Below are 16,510 nucleotides of genomic sequence, written 5' to 3' on the forward strand. Positions count from 1 at the left end.
CCGGGGGATAGTATTAACGAACGGCTTTCGACCAGGTATGGCTGATGCTGCCGTAATCAGTAATAATGGAATACGTGACGGTTGAGCCTCCGATATTGCCAGGCAAGGCAAAATGCGTTTCCGTTTTCGGGACCGCCCAGGTGGCTTTTGTTACTTTATGACCGTTCAGCGTGACGGTCTGGAAGTTCATAAAGAAAGGCGTGGGGTTATTCACCACCAGTTCATTACCTTCACGGCGCCATTCAAGCTTATCGGCCACCTCTTCTGGTCTGCCTTTTACTGCTGACGGGCGATAAAGCAATTTAATACGCGTATTAATGGCAATTTGTAGCGTATTCACACCTTCGACGTGCTTTGATGATGGGATCGCTTTAATATTTAACCAGTACAGAGATTCCCTGTCTTCCGGTAAATTTCCGCCCGTACGTACAACGCGCAGAACGTTATCTTCTTTCGCATCCAGACGGAAAAGAGGAGGGGTGATCAGGAACGGCGCTTTGGCCAGGTTTTTACCGCCAGAGTCGACCCAGGACTGTACCAGATAATCCGTTGCATCTGGGTTTGAAAGACCAAGAGACGATTCCTTTTTCTCTCCCTGGTAGATCAGACGTGTGCCATTAATAATGACACCTGCATGTGCAGTAGAGGCCGCCAGTAAAAGCGTGCTCAGTAAATAACCGTGGCGCATAAATATTTCTCAATAAGATAAGAGATATTAACGCGTATAACCGCGTTAATATCTCAGGATTGATAATATCAGTTATAGATAACGGTGAAGGTCGAAACGGAGTTAGCCGGACCTGCGGTAATTGCGGCCCCAGTTTGAATATAACGCGCGCCGAATATCAGGTCGTTAACTGCTGTACCGGAGGCTAACGGATATTGCTGAGAAGGGGTGTACAGACTCACCGGCTGCTCAGAAGCGTCAACCAGCTGAATAGCGACACCCGTTGCCGCATCCACATCCGGCGTTAATGCCAGCGTTGCGTTGTTATTCGCATCCGGCGTTCCGCCGAAGTTAATCGCTGCAGAGGTAACGGTTTCCGGACAGTCTTTTAACTGAATATCGAACTTCGTTAACGTGCTGGTAGAGCCTGCCCCGGTAAATACCGTTTTAGATACTTTGCCTAACTGAACGTTTAACGGGTTACTTAACCCATTAACCACCTGACACGCTGAATCAATAATTTCTCCGGTGAAATTGATCTGCCCTTCACCGTTTGTTGCCGCAAATGCGGATGCAGAACATCCCACCGCTGCGGCGATGAATAAACCTAAAGCAACCTTGTTCATAGTGAATCCTGATATGTGACTGGTGCGAACGTTGCCTGGACGTTTTCACCGTTGACCCTGGAAGACTTTCCGCTGGTTATTTAATCAAAAAATACATGTCTAAGAATCTTCTGCAGAAATCACAAATAATTGAAAAATTGCTTGTATATATTTTTTTTCATTAAAACAGAGCATTGGGTTAGGGGATAAAACACTAACGGCCGGGCAATCATCAGGGCTATATTGTTAACAAGATGATGCTGTCAGGAGAGAAGTCGTGGATTACCGCAAAATTATCAAAGAGGTAGGGCGTGGGAAAAATCATGCCCGCGATCTGGACCATGAAACCGCGCGTGCACTTTACACCCGCATGCTTGAGGGCGACGTCCCCGACCTGGAAATGGGGGGCATTCTGATCGCGCTGCGTATCAAAGGGGAGGGTGAGGCGGAGATGCGCGGGTTCTATGAAGCCATGCAGGCGCAAACGCTGCGCTTAACGCCGCCTGTGGCAAAGCCCATGCCGATCGTAATCCCGAGCTACAACGGCGCGCGCAAGCAGGCAAATTTAACCCCGCTTCTCGCTATTTTATTACACAAGCTGGGGTTCCCGGTGGTGGTGCACGGGGTTAGTGAAGACCCCACTCGCGTACTGACGGAAACCATTTTCGGGATGCTGGGCATCGAGCCAACGCGTCATGCCGGTCAGGCGCAGGCGAAGCTGGATGGCCATCAGCCCGTTTATATCCCGGTTGGCACACTTTGCCCGCCGCTTGAAAAGCAGCTCGATATGCGCTGGCGCATGGGCGTGCGCAACAGCGCGCACACGCTGGCGAAGCTGGCCACACCGTTTGGCGAAGATGCCGCCCTTCGTCTTTCCAGCGTCTCGCACCCGGAATACGTGGCGCGTGTGGGTCAGTTCTTTGCGGCTATTGGTGGAAGGGCGTTACTGATGCACGGCACGGAAGGTGAGGTTTATGCGAACCCACAGCGTTGCCCGCAGGTGATGCTGATTGATTCTGCAGGTACGCGCACCATTCTGGAACGCGGGGAGGAAAATAGCGGTGTGATATTGCCTGAGGCAAAAGATCCCCATACTACAGCCCACTGGATTGAGCAGTGCCTTGCCGGAAAAGTTCCTGTTCCGCATTCGATCAAGCTGCAGATGGCCTGCTGTTTGCTGGCAACCGGTGAAGTGGACACGGTAGAAGCCGGGCTGGCACGCGTGGCGCAGTCTTTTTAACTAAAAAAAAAGCCCGTCCAGTGGCGGACGGGCAAGCAAGGGTAACAAACAACAGGGTCAATGAGGGTTGGAGCAGCTCACCAGAGGGTTTGGCGAGGGGACAGCATTCGTTCAGGCGATTATTTGTAGATAACCGCGGTACCGCTCAGCTTGTTATTGCCGTTAGCGGAGGTAATGGTGTATCCGCTTGCACCGGCAGCAGCGGCTTTCTCAGCCAGTTTGGCTTCCAGACCGTCCAGCGTGGTCGCGCCATCAGCACTCACCACACCGACTTTGTTCATGTTCTGTGCCTGAGTTGAAGAGACTGGCTCTACGGCGAAAGCGCCGAAGGATAGAGCGGACAGGGCAACAGCAGCTACAGCATATTTGATGGTTTTCATAATTAATCTCTCGCAGGTGTTTCTGTTAAGGAGACGATGTTCCGTCGATGTGATGAGTATCACGTTTTTTTGCGAGGGATAAAATCGAAGAGAATTGACGTGGTTGCTCAAAAAAACTGAATGACAAATAACTTATTGAATATTAATAAATTCAAACTGGCGATTTACACTTCTTGTTGATGCGCTTTACAGAAGCGAAATGAAGGGCACATTTTGCCACGCGGTTCGTTAAAAATCGTGAGCGTAAAGGTATGGGCCTGCGAGGTTAACTTAGGTAAAGGAAAGTCAACGTAACTGGCTGTCTTTCGAACCTCTGCGATTATATCCCGAATATGATGAGTTTTTTGAATCTTTATGTTGCTGGCAAGTGATGCAAAGCCTTACGCCGGGGATGGCTTTCCGGCGCGCCTCCGGAATGGGTTCTCCGCATTCTTCGCATTCCGTTAAGCTTTCGCCGCGCGGAATTTCACCGCGGGCGCGCGCAACCGCATCTTCAATAGTACTGTTGATCTGTTGGTTAACAGCGTCGTCATTTGCCCAGCCGGAAGCCATAGCGTCCTCCCAAAATCGGTTTAAGCCATACGTTTACTATGGGGTTAAAAAATGAACAATCAAGGCGAAGGAAAAAGAGAACTGCATCTGTGCGGCAGATGCAGTGTGTTGGAGTGTAGTGGGGTTACTTGTAAATGGTCGCGGTGCCAAACATATGGTTATCGCCGCTGGCGGAATTAATCTCGAATCCTTTTGCACCTTCCTGACGGGCTTTTTCGGCAAGTTTAGCCTGGAGATCGTCAAGGTTGCTGGCACGGCTAACTGAAACGGTGCCTGCAGGACGGAGCTGGCTAGTGTCGGTACTCTGGGTTAGTGACTGAACGGCCATGGCAGAGAATGAAGCAGTTGCCAGGACGCCAGCGATAATAGCAAGGGTCAGATACTTTTTCATAATCACATCCTCATGAGGAAACAGCAGGTGATTCCCTTTAAGTTTAGAAGCCTGATGAGTGTGACTTAGCGCAAATATTTGATGATGATCTGCTTATTTTTTGAACGATATAAATTGGCAATTCGCTGACAGATCATAGACATAAAGGTGTTTGATTTACGACGGTTTTTTGCGCGACGCAGAGAAAGATTTACCGTTGGGCCAGCAAAGGGTATCTTACGCCGCTGTTTAAAGGAGAATGCCATGACTGCCCAAAAGCCGGGATTGCACCCGCGAAATCGCCACCGCAGCCGCTACGACATGAATGCGTTATGCCTGAGCTGCCCGCCGCTGCGGGACTACCTGGTTCAGACCCCAGCGGGAGAGCCCTCGGTCAACTTTGCTGACCCGCAGGCGGTTAAAATGTTGAACAAAGCCCTACTGGCGCATTTTTACGGTGTGGCTCACTGGGATATTCCGGAAGGCTTTCTCTGTCCACCTGTGCCGGGCCGCGCGGATTACGTGCATCACCTTGCCGATCTTCTTGCCGAGGGCAATGAGGGCGTTGTTCCACCGCAGGCCACCATTCTGGATATTGGCACCGGGGCGAATCTGATTTACCCGCTGATCGGCGCGCATGAATACCACTGGCGCTTTACCGGAAGCGAAATCGGTGACGAGGCTTTTGCCAGCGCCCAGGCAATTATCAGCGCTAACCCGGGATTGAGCCGCGCCATTCGCCTGCGTCGTCAGAAAGAGGCGGCGTCGATCTTCAACGGCATTATTCACAAAAACGAAAGCTATGACGCCACGATGTGCAATCCGCCGTTCCATGATTCGGCGGCATCGGCCCGCGCGGGCAGCGAGCGCAAGCGCCGCAATCTGGGTCAGGCTGAAGACGCCGCGCTGAACTTCGGCGGTCAGCAGCAGGAGCTCTGGTGTGAAGGGGGCGAAGTGGCGTTTATCCTGCGGATGATTGCGGAAAGCAAACAGTTTGGCCGTCAGGTGAAGTGGTTCACAACGCTGGTTTCCCGCGGAGATAACCTGCCGCCACTCTACCGCGCGCTGACCGAAGCGGGCGCCGTAAAAGTGGTGAAAAAAGAGATGGCGCAGGGCCAGAAGCAAAGCCGCTTTATCGCCTGGACGTTTATGGACAATAACAAACGTCGCAAATAGCACTCCGTCGCAGGCCGGGTAAGGCGAAGCCGCCACCCGGCAACGAGGCTACAGCGTCGGCTCCTGCGGTGGGAGCGGAGCTGCGGGCGGCGGCAGTACCTGATAGGTCTGGACCGGCATCCGCACGTTCGCCAGATCGAAGTGTTTTTTCACCATGCTGTCGAGCGCAAAGCGCACCGTCCACTGCTTCAGCGGCTGGGTGGTGAACGACACGCGCAGGGTAAACGCCGTGTTCGTCAGCCCGACGATGCCGGCGAATGACGGCTCGCCAATCACCAGCCCGCGAATATCCTCCATCTGCATCAGCTCTTCTACCGCATCGCGCAGCGCCTGCTTCGCTTTATCGGCATCCTCGTGACGATCCACATCGTAGTTCGCTACAACTGAACCAATGCCGCGTACAAAGTTGGCGAAGGTGGTGATCGAAGACCAGGGAATGATGTGGTACGCCCCGGTGTCCTGGCGCACGCCCACCGAGCGGATGGACATCCTCTCCACGGTGCCGGTTAACGGTCCGATGGTCACCAGATCGCCCGTGTTCATCCCGTTTTCAAACTGAATGAAAATGCCGGTAATAATATCCTTCACCAGCGTTTGCGACCCGAAGGAGATCGCCAGCCCCAGCGCACCGGCCCCCGCCAGCAGCGGGGCGATATTTACGCCGATTTCCGACAGCACAATCATGATGGTGATGGTGCTGATAATCACCGCCAGCGCGTTGCGGAACAGGGTTAACAGCGTTCTTGCCCGCGCGCTGGGCAGCGGCCTGCCGTGAATATCCGATACCAGGCGGTTCTCGATAAGGCTCGCCAGCAGCGTCCAGCCGACGGCGGAGAAGAACAAAATCAGCGCGATGCGAATCAGGATATCGACCGTTTTTTCACCCGCACCGTTGTGCAGCCAGTTCCAGAAATCAAACAGGCTCCACGCATTCAGGAGCAGCATAATCGCCACGCAGACGGTGAGAATGCGCGCCACTTTGAGCGATACCGACATCCAGCCGTTCACCCGTTTTTGCAGCTCCGGGTAATTACGCTGTACCTGCGGCGACAGGGTGATGGTTTTCGAGATCCAGCGCGACAGCAGCCCCGACACAAACGCCGCGATACCGATAATGGCCAGGCTTTTGAACGTCGCCCCCATCATGAATTTCAGGCTATTGCCCGGGTCGAACAGCGAGAAGAAGCACAGTACGATGAAGTAGGCGCTTGCAAGCCAGTGCCATACCAGGGCGAAAGCGCGGATAAACAGGCTAAAGAACGAGAGGGAGCGATCGGCCAGATTCAGCAGGCTTTGGGTAATGGTTTTTTTATTGTGGAAGATCAGATACAGAGACCAGACGGTAATGCAGATCATGATAATGACGTTTGCCAGCGCCCCGAACTGGACGTTCACCTGGTTGGAGATGATCGGCACGGCAACCAGCAGACCGTAGCCAATCAGCCCGCTGAGCACGCTCAGACGCAGCGCCCAGTACTTCGCGCTCGCATCCCGAATGGCGAAAGGACGCAGTTCAGGCACGTGCGGACAAAAAAGTAACCGCAGCAGCGCTTTGAAGAACTCAATCAGGGCAAAGGCGTTCAGGAAAAGCGACTGCTGGAAGGCGATGGTTTTGTTGTCCGCGTTCAGCCTGTCGGCCAACATCTGGCCTAAAAACAGCGTCAACGCAAGCAGCAGTAAATCGATCATAAACGCTGAGGCTATCATCAACGGCAGGTGCAGCCAGCTGCTTTTCTGCTGATTCTTTCTGCGTCCCCATTGCCCCATTTTGCGATAGAGCGGCCACGCGCACAGGCGTACCAGCCAGTAAAAAAGAAATACTGCACCGGCCAGCATCAGAAACTGCGTGGCGGCGGCGGTAAACGTTTGTGGGTTAAACGGCTTATGCGGCGAGCCAATCAGGTTGCGGTAGAGCTGAGCAAAGCGCGAGGAGAGCGCTTCCCCATAGTGCCGGCTCACGTCGGTGACATTTTCCAGCACCGTTTTTTGTTCCTCCACCTGGGGAGGGGTGATGACAGGCACCGGCTCCTGCGGCGGCGTGGCGGCCACTTTCCGCAGCTGACCAATAAGTTCCTGCCGGGAGGTGTCGTTCTCAAGGACGTCGGCGAGGGCGCTGTAGGCGGCTTTTTTCTGTTCGACATCGGGTTCCGGTGGCGGCGTATTTTGCTGGCTGGCGGTTGTTCCGGTGGTCACGCCGGGGATCGCGACGGCGAACGATGGCGCACTAAACAGGCTAATCAACAGCAACAGGATCCACGGCACGGCGTCCTCCGGTGAAAATGTCGAACAAAATGATAAGTATAGAAGTCGGGACGCGGAGGGGGATTTTTGGGAACAATCTGGCGTAAAAAAGCCGGGCAAGCCCGGCTTTAGCGTAAAGCGATGGATCAGGAGACGTGCTGCAGGAACTCCTGCAGACGCGGGCTCGGCGGGTTCGCAATTAATTCCTGCGGGTTACCGTCTTCCGCGATACGGCCTTTATCAATAAAGATCAGGCGGGACGCCACTTTTTCAGCGAAGCCGATTTCGTGGGTCACGATCACCATCGTCATCCCTTCTTCTGCCAGATCCTGCATGACCTTCAGCACCTCGTGGCGCAGCTCCGGGTCGAGTGCGGACGTAGGCTCATCAAACAGCATCATTTTCGGTTTGACCGCCAGCGCGCGGGCAATCGCCACGCGCTGCTGTTGACCACCGGACAGCTCAGAAGGGTAGTGGTGCGCGCGTTCAGCCAGGCCGACTTTCGCCAGCAGATCTTTGGCCAGCGCTTCTGCCGCCGCTTTGTTGGCGCCGCGCACGCGCAGGGGGCCAAACATCACGTTCTCCAGCGCCGTCAGGTGCGGGAACAGGTAGAACTGCTGGAACACCATGCCCGCTTCCTGACGAATCAGACGGTCATCCACTTTCGGGTCGTTCACCTTCAGACCGTCGACGATAAGGTCGCCGCTGGTGATCTCTTCCAGCTTGTTGATGCAGCGCAGCAGGGTGGATTTACCGGAGCCGGATGGCCCAATAATCACCACCACTTCACCCTGTTTAATGTTCAGATCAATATTGTGCAGCACCTGGGTTGGGCCAAAGTGCTTGGAAACGTTTTTAAATTCAATCACAGGATTTTCATCCTTCTTTCAAGACGACGCAGAACGAAGCTCAGAACCAGAGTAATGATCAGGTAGACAACGGCTACCGCACTCCAGATTTCCAGCGCGCGGAAGTTGCCAGCAATGATCTCCTGACCCTGACGGGTCAGCTCGGCCACGCCGATAACAATGAACAGCGACGTATCTTTAATGCTGATGATCCACTGGTTACCGAGCGGTGGCAGCATGCGACGCAGTGCCAGCGGCAGAATAACGTGGCGGATCGTTTCGCGACGAGAAAGACCTAGCGCCAGACCGGCTTCACTGAAACCTTTATGAATCGACAGCACCGCACCGCGGGTGATTTCCGCAATGTAAGCGCCTGAGTTGATCATAATGGTGACGACGGCTGCGCTGAACGGATCGATGCGCAGGTCGGTGAACGCCATTGGCAGGGCGAAGTAGATGAACATGACCTGTACGACAATTGGGGTGCCGCGGATCACTTCGATGAAAACCAGTGCGATGTGGTTTGCAATCCAGCCGCCGTAGGTGCGAGCGAAACCGGCGACAAGACCGATAATCAACCCACCAACCAGACCCAGGACCGAAATCCACAGGGTCATTTTAGCGCCTTCAAGCAAGATAGGAATGGCAGGCCAGATGGCGCTCCAGTCAAACTGCATGATAATTTCCTGTTACTGTTACCGTGTTTCAAAAATAGCAGGGGCGAAAGGTCGCCCCCGAGTGAACATCATTGTTACGTCTTATTATTTAGGCTCGGTACCGAACCATTTTTTGTAGATTTCGTTATAGGTGCCGTTCTCTTTCAGCGTTTTCAGCGCGCCGTTAACTTTCGTGCGCAGGTCGTCGCTGCCTTTCGGGAACGCGATACCGTACTGCTGGGCTTCCAGAGACTCGCCAACCGCTTTGAACTTGCCGTTGCCCGCGGTTTTGATGAAGTACAGGATGTTCGGCGTGTCGTGCAGAACCGCATCAGCACGGTTGGTGCCGAGTTCCATGTACGCGTTGTCGATGTTCGGGAACTGACGCAGGTCTTTGGTTTTGATATTTGCTTTCGCGTAATCAACCGAACCGGTGCCGCTCTTCACTGCCACCACTTTGCCGTCGAGATCTTTCACGCTTTTTACGTCGTTATTATCAGCTTTGACCATCACCAGCAGGCCGCTTTTGTAGTAGCCGTCAGAGAAGTCGATCGCTTTTTTACGTTCATCGGTAATGGTGATGCCCGCCAGCGCCAGATCGACGTTCTTGGTTTGCAGTGCCGGGATGATGCCGCTGAAGTCCATCGGCTTCAGGGTGTAATCCAGTTTGAGTTCTTTTGCGACTGCGGCCCACAGATCCACATCAAAACCAACGTATTTATCACCCTGTTTGAATTCAAACGGAACGAACGCCGTGTCGGTCGCCACAACCAGTTTGTCGGCAGCCTGAGAGGACACCGCAAAAGCCAGGGTAAGTGCAGCCAGTGAAACTTTTAATACAGACTTCATAGCATTTCCTTTTATATCCACGGGGCGATCCCCTGCGAGAACAGGTGGCACAATGAAAAAATCGTGCCAACTTTACAAGCTATTGTTTTGCAAAGGGGATGATGTCATACATTGCACATTAAATGGGGCAATGAGGTTTTATTGCACCAAAGTGGAGCACTGTTTTGGTGCGCTTCGTTTGGCTCAACTGACGGGGAGATATTTAGCGTAAATTATGACGAAAAAACAATCTTCCGTTAACGGTTGTGTGAGGTGATTATTACATTTCGTTCACTTTTGCAGGTGTGCAGACAAAAACTGTGCACCATAGATGTGCAAAACCCTCACCGGAGGGTGAGGGTTTGATAGAAAATTCGTATGAATTATTCGATGTTAGATTCGATAAACCACAGGAATTGATCGAGGTCGCGGGACGCGGCGGTGAAGATGTCAGCGGTATCTTCGTCTTTGGCTTCGCCAATCGCTTTGCGCACATCGTTTGCCACAATCGCGTAGCGGTCCGCCAGCTCTTTCAGGTGATCCTGAACGGTATGGATATCCAGCGGATAACTCTTCAGTGGCGTTTTGCTGTTGATCACCTGCGTGGTACCCAGCGCCACGCCGCCTAGCTGAACGGCACGTTCAGCCATCGTATCGAGGTGGGTCACCAGTGCTGTGCGGAAGCCATCCAGCATTTCATGAACGGCAATAAAGTTTGCACCGCGCATATTCCAGTGGGCCTGTTTGGTGATCAGCGAAAGATCGATGAACTGGATCACCTGGCGATTCAGCAACTCAATGGTTGCTTTTTTGTCGCTGTCCGATACATCGTTACGGGTATAAAGCAGATTAGACGCTTTCGTTTTCACCAGTTTAGCGGTACTCATAATCTCATATCCTCTTGATGTTTATGTCCCAGGTAATTACGGAACTAAGTATAGCACCGGATTTTTTCCCTGCGGTTTGGCTGTGCCTATCGGTTTAATAGCGAGAAGGAGGTTGAGAATTTAACTCATTGAAATTAATCTAAAATTTTAAAATTGATACAGATCAATCTTAATTACTGGCTGGGAATGTAAACCCAGAGGGATATTTTGAAAATAGGGCGAAGTGTGTAAAAAATTATAACGACAGTCTTTCTGGCCTTTATTCTGCATGGCATGGAAGCCATGCAGAATATATGGGCTTAGCGGATATCCACTTTCTCCACTTTAGGTTCAGGGCGCATGGTGAGCGTCGAGCCCATTGATGCCGCGATAATCGAGCAGAGCGCCAGCGTCTGGGTCAATGTCAGGGTTTCGCCGAGAAACACCATCCCGGAAATGGCGGCTAGCGCAGGCTCCATACTCATCAGGGTGCCAAATATGCGCGTCGGCAGACGCGTCAGGGCAATCATCTCCAGAGAATAGGGAAGTGCGGTAGAGAGGATCGCGACCGCCAGCCCGATGGGCATGACGGACCATTGCCAGATAGATTCGGTCGCCTGCGCCATGCCGATGGGCACAAAGACGATAGCAGCGATCAGTGACCCCAACGCGACGGTCGCCGGACCGTGCTCTTCTCCTGCACGCTGGCCCGTAAGTATATAGACGGCCCAGCAGGCGCCTGCACCCAGCGCCAGCGCTGCGCCCGTCAGATCAATCTCAGAAACACTCTTGCCCAGCGGCAGCAGGAACCACAACCCCAGTACGGCTAACACGACCCAGATAAAATCGACCGGACGTCGCGAGGAGAAAAGCGCCACCGCCAGCGGGCCGGTAAACTCCAGCGCGACGGCGATCCCCAGCGGTATCGTCTGAATAGAGAGGTAGAACAGGTAGTTCATTGCCCCCAGGGAGAGTCCATAAAACAGCAGCGGTAAACGCTGCTCCTTTTTGAATCGCAGACGCCAGGGTTTGAAAATAACCACCAGTATCGCCGTGCCCAGCACGATACGCAGGGCAGTTACCCCAGGCGCACCAACCAGCGGAAAAAGCGATTTTGCAAGCGAAGCACCGCTTTGAATGGACAACATGGCAATGAGTATGACTGCGACCGGCAACCAGACCGACGACGTGCGGGATAACCCAGGCATCCTTTCTCCTGTCAGCTTATGTCAAATGAGGTAAAAGTTGCAGTGTAAAGGAAATATGCGGCTACGGTTGAGGCGCTGTTGAAAAAAAACCACGTCAAATCCGTAAAATGGTTAAGCGCTGGTGGATTTATCGCCTGTCAGATTAGGAATAATCTGGATGAATGTAACTGCGCAGACGCGCACTATGCGCATTTAGTAGTGAAAATTGCATGTGATTTGAAAGAGATAGCTGACGCTGGAAACGTTCTGTTACAGGAAAGGTTTCATTAGACATCACGAATCACAAAGAGTTTCGCAAATTTTTTTGATATATTTAAAACTTACGGACTTACTTGGATCACATTTGAGGTGGTTATGAAAAAAATTGCATGTCTTTCAGCACTGGCCGCTGTACTGGCTGTTTCCGCAGGTACCGCTGTAGCTGCTACTTCTACTGTTACTGGTGGTTACGCTCAGAGCGACTATCAGGGCGTGATGAACAAAGCTAACGGTTTCAACCTGAAGTATCGCTACGAGCAGGATAACAACCCACTGGGCGTGATCGGTTCTTTCACCTACACCGAGAAAGATCGTTCTGAAAACGGCGCATACAACAAAGGCCAGTACTACGGTATCACCGCGGGCCCGGCTTACCGTCTGAATGACTGGGCGAGCATCTACGGTGTTGTAGGTGTTGGCTACGGTAAATTCCAGCAGACCGAAAACCAGGGTCTGAACCGCACTGCAAGCAACAGCGACTATGGCTTCTCCTATGGCGCAGGCCTGCAGTTCAACCCAATCCAGGACGTTGCTCTGGACTTCTCCTATGAGCAGAGCCGTATCCGCAACGTTGACGTTGGCACCTGGATCGCTGGCGTAGGTTACCGCTTCTAATCACTTCGGTGATTAAATAAAAAATCCGCCCAATGTGGCGGATTTTTTTTGTCGAAGAGAAAAGCAAAACGGCAACCTTAGGTTGCCGTTTTTAGTGTTTGTTCCCTCTCCCCGTGGGAGAGGGCCAGGGTGAGGGCATCGGTCCGCACGAGACGGCAATTACTTATTCTTAATATCAAAAATATCCGTACCCAGATGGTTGTAGTCAACTTTCTGTAACTTGAAGTTGGTAACGTACACTGGGGAAGCTTTCTTGTTAGAGACAAACGGGTAAGCATTTTTTATCTGCTCGGCCTTAATCCCGGTCCACTGCGAGAAGAACTGCAGGAAATCATTTGCCGAACGACGCGCTTTAATGACGCGATGCGTTTTATCATCACTCGACAGCACCATAAACGGCACCTGGAAGTTCTGCTGGAACTTGTCATCGTGCGCCAGGTACTGCACCTCTTTACCACGCTCTTTAAACGCCAGCCCGTGATCCGAGAAATAGACCATGGAGAAGCTGTCGCCCGTATTGCGTAGCTGATCGTACAGCTTGCTCAGCAGGTCGTCGGTTTGCGTCATGGTGTAGAGATAGCAGGACGTCTCTTTGGACTGCACAAACTCCGCGTACTTCCCTCCGGTCCGATCGCAGGCCTGCGGGTGCGACCCCATCAGGTGCAGGACGATCAGCTGAGGCTGGGTGCGCGGGGTGGCGAAGACCTGTGCCGTCATTTTCAACAGCGCTTCGTCTTTGGTGTTTTTGTCGGCTTCGAAGTCGCCATTTTTCAGGAACTGCACTTCGTCAGCGCGTTTGGCGATACTGGCGATGGCCGTATCGTATTCGCCAATTTGCCCCTGATTAGAGAACCACCACGTCTGAAAACCCGCACGGTTTGCCAGGGTGACGAAATTATCCTGATACTGCGGTTTGCCATCCACCACCCGGTTAAGGGTCAGGCCGAGCGATTTCTGCGTCGAGCCGCTGGCCGCGACATAATCGGTAAACAGCGTGCCTTTGACTGAACTGGCAAACGGTGTGTTATCCCAGTGACCGCCAAACGCTCCCATCGCATCGCGACGCGCGCTTTCGCCAATCACCACCACATAGGTGTGATATTTCGGCTTAACGGCCAGCACGTTCCAGGTGTCTTTCATATTGGAAAGCTCAGCCATGCGCGCCTGTTCGTCGAGAACCTCTTTATTGTTTACAACGACGTCTTTCACGAAGCGGAAAACCGGATAACCGATATTGCTGAGCCTTAGCTTACCGTCCCAGGGAATATTCTGGATGGGAGCGACAAAGGCCACGGCAATGCTGAACACCAGACAGAGTATTTCGATCTTACCCCAGGATTTTTTCTCGCCCGACTGACGGCGGATGGCGATAACGCCCAACGCGAAGATAAAGATCCCGACCACGTAGCTGTACCACGGGAAGATCGTCAGGATCTCCGTTGACTCTTCCATATTGGTCGAGTGCAGCGCCAGCAGGGTATTAAAGTTTGGCGCGCCGTAAGCCTGACCAAACGGGAAATAGAGTGCAGCAACCAGCGAACAGATGCCGATTAACGCTTTTTGCACGCGCGGTGCGGATCGCCACAGCAAATGCAGAACGCAGGTGAACGCCACCGCGTAGAGCAGACTAAAGGGATAACCCAGCGCAAAGTTAATCAGTAAAGACTGCAAAAAGTAAAAACCCGTCCACGGGCTTAAGGCCCGGCTGCGGGTCACAACGGTATCTATCAGGGTTACATTCATAGGTCACTATCATGGATGAAAACGCCATGTGCTCACCCTGGCGTCAAGGGTCATAACCTGCCTGACAGTGCGTGGAGAGGGAATGAGGGTCCGCTTCAGCGAGCCGCAAATTGTGCAGGGCTGCAAGAAGATAGTGCGAGCGCTAAATAATATCAACAGTTGCTAAGCAGATGTTTTGCGAAGGGGATTGCAAATCCGTAAAAAAGATCGGGAATAAGGCGGCTGGAAGCCAGTTTAGAGCGAGATTGTGACGGAAAAATGAAGCGGCGTACCGCAACGCCGCTTAGTGGGAAGGTTTGTCGTCCTGATGCGGTTTGTTGTTAAACATATCGCACAGCATGTTCAACAGCATTAAGCGCACTTTAAAAGGAGAGTGGGTAAACACGGTCATGCACCTCTTGAATTCGTTCATAAGACCTCCTGAGTTTTGATCCCTTCGATCCGTGAAGGGTGACTGCATTACATACAGATATAGCACAGGCTATATTGTATAGCTATGGCTATTTCGTTAATTTTTTGTGCTTGCGGAGCTATGGTTTACAATGTGCGCTCTCGAAACCGGGCGCTGGAAGCGTCACCCCACTGAGGAAGTACAATGAACCGTCGCGCAGGTCATCCGACAATGAGGAAAACGACGCAACTGGTGAATGTTGAAGAACATGTCGAAGGTTTTCGCCAGGTCCGTGAAGCGCACCGGCGTGAACTGATTGATGATTATGTTGAACTCATTTCCGATCTGATCCGTGAGGTTGGTGAAGCGCGCCAGGTCGATATGGCCGCCAGGCTGGGGGTTTCACAGCCTACTGTCGCTAAAATGTTAAAACGCCTGGCCTCCGTGGGCTTAATTGAAATGATCCCCTGGCGCGGTGTTTTTCTGACGCCGGAAGGGGAGAAACTCGCGCAGGAGAGCCGAGAGCGCCATCAGCTTGTCGAGAATTTTTTACTGGTGCTGGGCGTCAGCCCGGAGATCGCCCGCCGGGATGCGGAAGGAATGGAACACCACGTTAGCGAAGAGACGCTGGTGAAATTTCGTGAATTTACGCTTAAATATGGTCCCTCCGCTGAATGAAAATCCCTGGACTGCAGGCCCTGGCACGCGATCGTTTTTTCCATCTGTTATTAATTATTGGCGCAGCGTTAAGCCTCTTTGTGCCGTTTGCCCCACACGCCTGGTCCGCCGCGATTGACTGGCGCACCATCATTACCCTGAGCGGCCTGATGATGCTCACCAAAGGGGTCGAGCTGAGCGGCTATTTTGACGTTCTGGGACGTAAAATGGTGCGCCGGTTTGCCACCGAACGCAGGCTGTCCCTGTTTATGGTGTTCTCCGCCGCGGTGCTGTCGACGTTTCTGACCAACGATGTGGCGCTGTTTATCATCGTGCCCCTCACGCTTACGCTGCGTAAGCTCTGTGAAATTCCGGTCAGCCGGCTGATCATCTTTGAAGCGCTCGCCGTTAACGCCGGTTCTCTGTTGACGCCTATCGGGAACCCACAGAATATCCTGCTCTGGGGCCGTTCCGGTCTGTCGTTCGCCGCCTTTACCTGGCAGATGGCCCCGCTGGCGCTGGTGATGATGCTTTCCCTGCTGGCGGTCTGCTGGTTTGCCTTCCCGGATAAAAAACTGCAGTACCACAGCGGCACCACGGGCCCGCAGTGGCAGCCGCGTCTGGTGTGGAGCTGTCTCGGGTTATACATTGTCTTTCTGTTTGCGCTGGAGCTGAAGGTTGAGCTGGCGGGTGTCCTGCTCGTTGCCGCAGGGTTTGTCGTTCTGGCGCGGCGCGTGCTGGTCAGCGTGGACTGGACGCTGCTGCTGGTCTTTATGGCGATGTTTATTGATGTGCATCTTCTCATCCAGCTTCCGGTGCTGCAGAACGTGCTGCACAGCGTCAGCACGCTGTCTCAGCCGGGATTGTGGCTAACGGCGATTGGCCTGTCGCAGTTTATCAGCAACGTGCCGTCCACCATTCTGCTGCTCAACTATGTCCCGCCGGATACGCTCCTGGCCTGGGCCGTTAACATTGGCGGGTTTGGCCTGCTGCCCGGTTCGCTGGCAAACCTGATTGCTCTGCGTATGGCCAACGACCGTCGTATCTGGTGGCGTTTCCACGTCTGGTCTATTCCGATGCTGGTTTGGGCCGCGGCGATCGGTTTCGGACTATTCCTTCTCATATAGTGCGCAATTTGTCAGTTTTTCCTGGCAAACGTATAGCAACGTCCTAGCTTTAGTGAACGGCATAGTGTGATGCCGCTCACTG

At 53.0% G+C, this 16,510-nt stretch carries 18 protein-coding genes; 5 read left to right on the top strand and 13 right to left on the bottom strand.

Going from position 1 to position 16,510, the window contains the following annotated elements:
- Window positions 1-13 precede the first annotated feature (13 nt).
- Window positions 14-688 carry a fimbrial biogenesis chaperone gene (locus AC0TN7_RS17850; protein ID WP_024908719.1) on the bottom strand — a complete coding sequence of 225 codons (675 nt, stop codon included), beginning with the start codon at window positions 686-688 and terminating at the stop codon, window positions 14-16.
- A gap of 68 nt (window positions 689-756) precedes the next feature.
- The gene (locus AC0TN7_RS17855; protein WP_024908718.1) at window positions 757-1,293 is read right to left on the bottom strand and encodes a fimbrial protein; all 537 of its coding nucleotides are present in this window, start codon (window positions 1,291-1,293) and stop codon (window positions 757-759) included.
- Window positions 1,294-1,549: 256 nt separating this feature from the next.
- Between AC0TN7_RS17855 and ybiB the strand changes: the two genes are divergently transcribed.
- Window positions 1,550-2,512 carry a DNA-binding protein YbiB gene (gene ybiB / locus AC0TN7_RS17860; RefSeq protein ID WP_024908717.1) on the top strand — a complete coding sequence of 321 codons (963 nt, stop codon included), beginning with the start codon at window positions 1,550-1,552 and terminating at the stop codon, window positions 2,510-2,512.
- 119 nt (window positions 2,513-2,631) lie between these two features.
- Here ybiB and ybiJ read toward each other — a convergent pair whose 3' ends face one another.
- From ybiJ to mcbA, 3 genes are all read right to left on the bottom strand, one after another.
- Window positions 2,632-2,892, bottom strand: coding sequence for a DUF1471 family protein YbiJ (gene ybiJ, locus AC0TN7_RS17865; RefSeq protein WP_023310874.1), 261 nt, complete (start codon window positions 2,890-2,892; stop codon window positions 2,632-2,634).
- 285 nt (window positions 2,893-3,177) lie between these two features.
- Window positions 3,178-3,444, bottom strand: a complete 267-nt coding sequence (locus AC0TN7_RS17870) for a DksA/TraR family C4-type zinc finger protein (protein ID WP_024908716.1) — start codon at window positions 3,442-3,444, stop codon at window positions 3,178-3,180.
- A 124-nt stretch (window positions 3,445-3,568) separates the two neighbouring features.
- The gene (gene mcbA / locus AC0TN7_RS17875) at window positions 3,569-3,835 is read right to left on the bottom strand and encodes a DUF1471 family periplasmic protein McbA (protein WP_024908715.1); all 267 of its coding nucleotides are present in this window, start codon (window positions 3,833-3,835) and stop codon (window positions 3,569-3,571) included.
- 243 nt (window positions 3,836-4,078) lie between these two features.
- Here mcbA and rlmF point away from each other — a divergent pair, with 243 nt between their 5' ends.
- The gene (rlmF, locus tag AC0TN7_RS17880) at window positions 4,079-4,990 is read left to right on the top strand and encodes a 23S rRNA (adenine(1618)-N(6))-methyltransferase RlmF (protein WP_061715708.1); all 912 of its coding nucleotides are present in this window, start codon (window positions 4,079-4,081) and stop codon (window positions 4,988-4,990) included.
- Window positions 4,991-5,038: 48 nt separating this feature from the next.
- Here the strand turns inward: rlmF and ybiO are convergent, their stop codons facing one another.
- The 6 genes from ybiO to rhtA form a co-directional block, all read right to left on the bottom strand.
- Entirely contained in the window at window positions 5,039-7,252 is a 2,214-nt protein-coding gene (ybiO, locus tag AC0TN7_RS17885) for a mechanosensitive channel protein (RefSeq protein ID WP_061715707.1), read from the bottom strand.
- 125 nt (window positions 7,253-7,377) lie between these two features.
- Entirely contained in the window at window positions 7,378-8,100 is a 723-nt protein-coding gene (gene glnQ / locus AC0TN7_RS17890) for a glutamine ABC transporter ATP-binding protein GlnQ (RefSeq protein WP_048991512.1), read from the bottom strand.
- Window positions 8,097-8,756: a glutamine ABC transporter permease GlnP gene (gene glnP / locus AC0TN7_RS17895; RefSeq protein WP_014169254.1), complete on the bottom strand. Its 660-nt coding sequence runs from the start codon at window positions 8,754-8,756 to the stop codon at window positions 8,097-8,099. The genes glnQ and glnP overlap by 4 nt, the downstream gene beginning before the upstream one ends.
- Window positions 8,757-8,840: 84 nt before the next feature.
- Entirely contained in the window at window positions 8,841-9,584 is a 744-nt protein-coding gene (gene glnH / locus AC0TN7_RS17900) for a glutamine ABC transporter substrate-binding protein GlnH (protein ID WP_023310880.1), read from the bottom strand.
- Between the two features lie 362 nt (window positions 9,585-9,946).
- A complete protein-coding gene (dps, locus tag AC0TN7_RS17905) occupies window positions 9,947-10,450 on the bottom strand; it encodes a DNA starvation/stationary phase protection protein Dps (RefSeq protein ID WP_010428924.1) in 504 nt (167 codons plus the stop codon).
- A gap of 299 nt (window positions 10,451-10,749) precedes the next feature.
- Window positions 10,750-11,637, bottom strand: a complete 888-nt coding sequence (gene rhtA, locus AC0TN7_RS17910; RefSeq protein WP_024908710.1) for a threonine/homoserine exporter RhtA — start codon at window positions 11,635-11,637, stop codon at window positions 10,750-10,752.
- 354 nt (window positions 11,638-11,991) lie between these two features.
- Between rhtA and ompX the strand changes: the two genes are divergently transcribed.
- Window positions 11,992-12,510, top strand: coding sequence for an outer membrane protein OmpX (gene ompX, locus AC0TN7_RS17915; protein ID WP_024908709.1), 519 nt, complete (start codon window positions 11,992-11,994; stop codon window positions 12,508-12,510).
- A gap of 159 nt (window positions 12,511-12,669) precedes the next feature.
- Here the strand turns inward: ompX and AC0TN7_RS17920 are convergent, their stop codons facing one another.
- Window positions 12,670-14,253 (bottom strand): phosphoethanolamine transferase, encoded by a 1,584-nt coding sequence (locus AC0TN7_RS17920; RefSeq protein ID WP_024908708.1) that lies wholly within the window; start codon window positions 14,251-14,253, stop codon window positions 12,670-12,672.
- A gap of 283 nt (window positions 14,254-14,536) precedes the next feature.
- Window positions 14,537-14,665, bottom strand: coding sequence for a manganase accumulation protein MntS (gene mntS, locus AC0TN7_RS17925; protein ID WP_014831181.1), 129 nt, complete (start codon window positions 14,663-14,665; stop codon window positions 14,537-14,539).
- A gap of 183 nt (window positions 14,666-14,848) precedes the next feature.
- On the opposite strand from mntS, the gene mntR reads away from it, so the two are divergent.
- On the top strand, window positions 14,849-15,322 hold the full coding sequence (gene mntR, locus AC0TN7_RS17930; RefSeq protein ID WP_023310887.1) for a manganese-binding transcriptional regulator MntR: 474 nt from the start codon (window positions 14,849-14,851) through the stop codon (window positions 15,320-15,322).
- The gene (locus tag AC0TN7_RS17935) at window positions 15,319-16,428 is read left to right on the top strand and encodes an anion transporter (protein ID WP_061715705.1); all 1,110 of its coding nucleotides are present in this window, start codon (window positions 15,319-15,321) and stop codon (window positions 16,426-16,428) included. The genes mntR and AC0TN7_RS17935 overlap by 4 nt, the downstream gene beginning before the upstream one ends.
- Window positions 16,429-16,510: the final 82 nt, after the last annotated feature.

Source organism: Enterobacter sp. PL_is511, assembly GCF_055816065.1.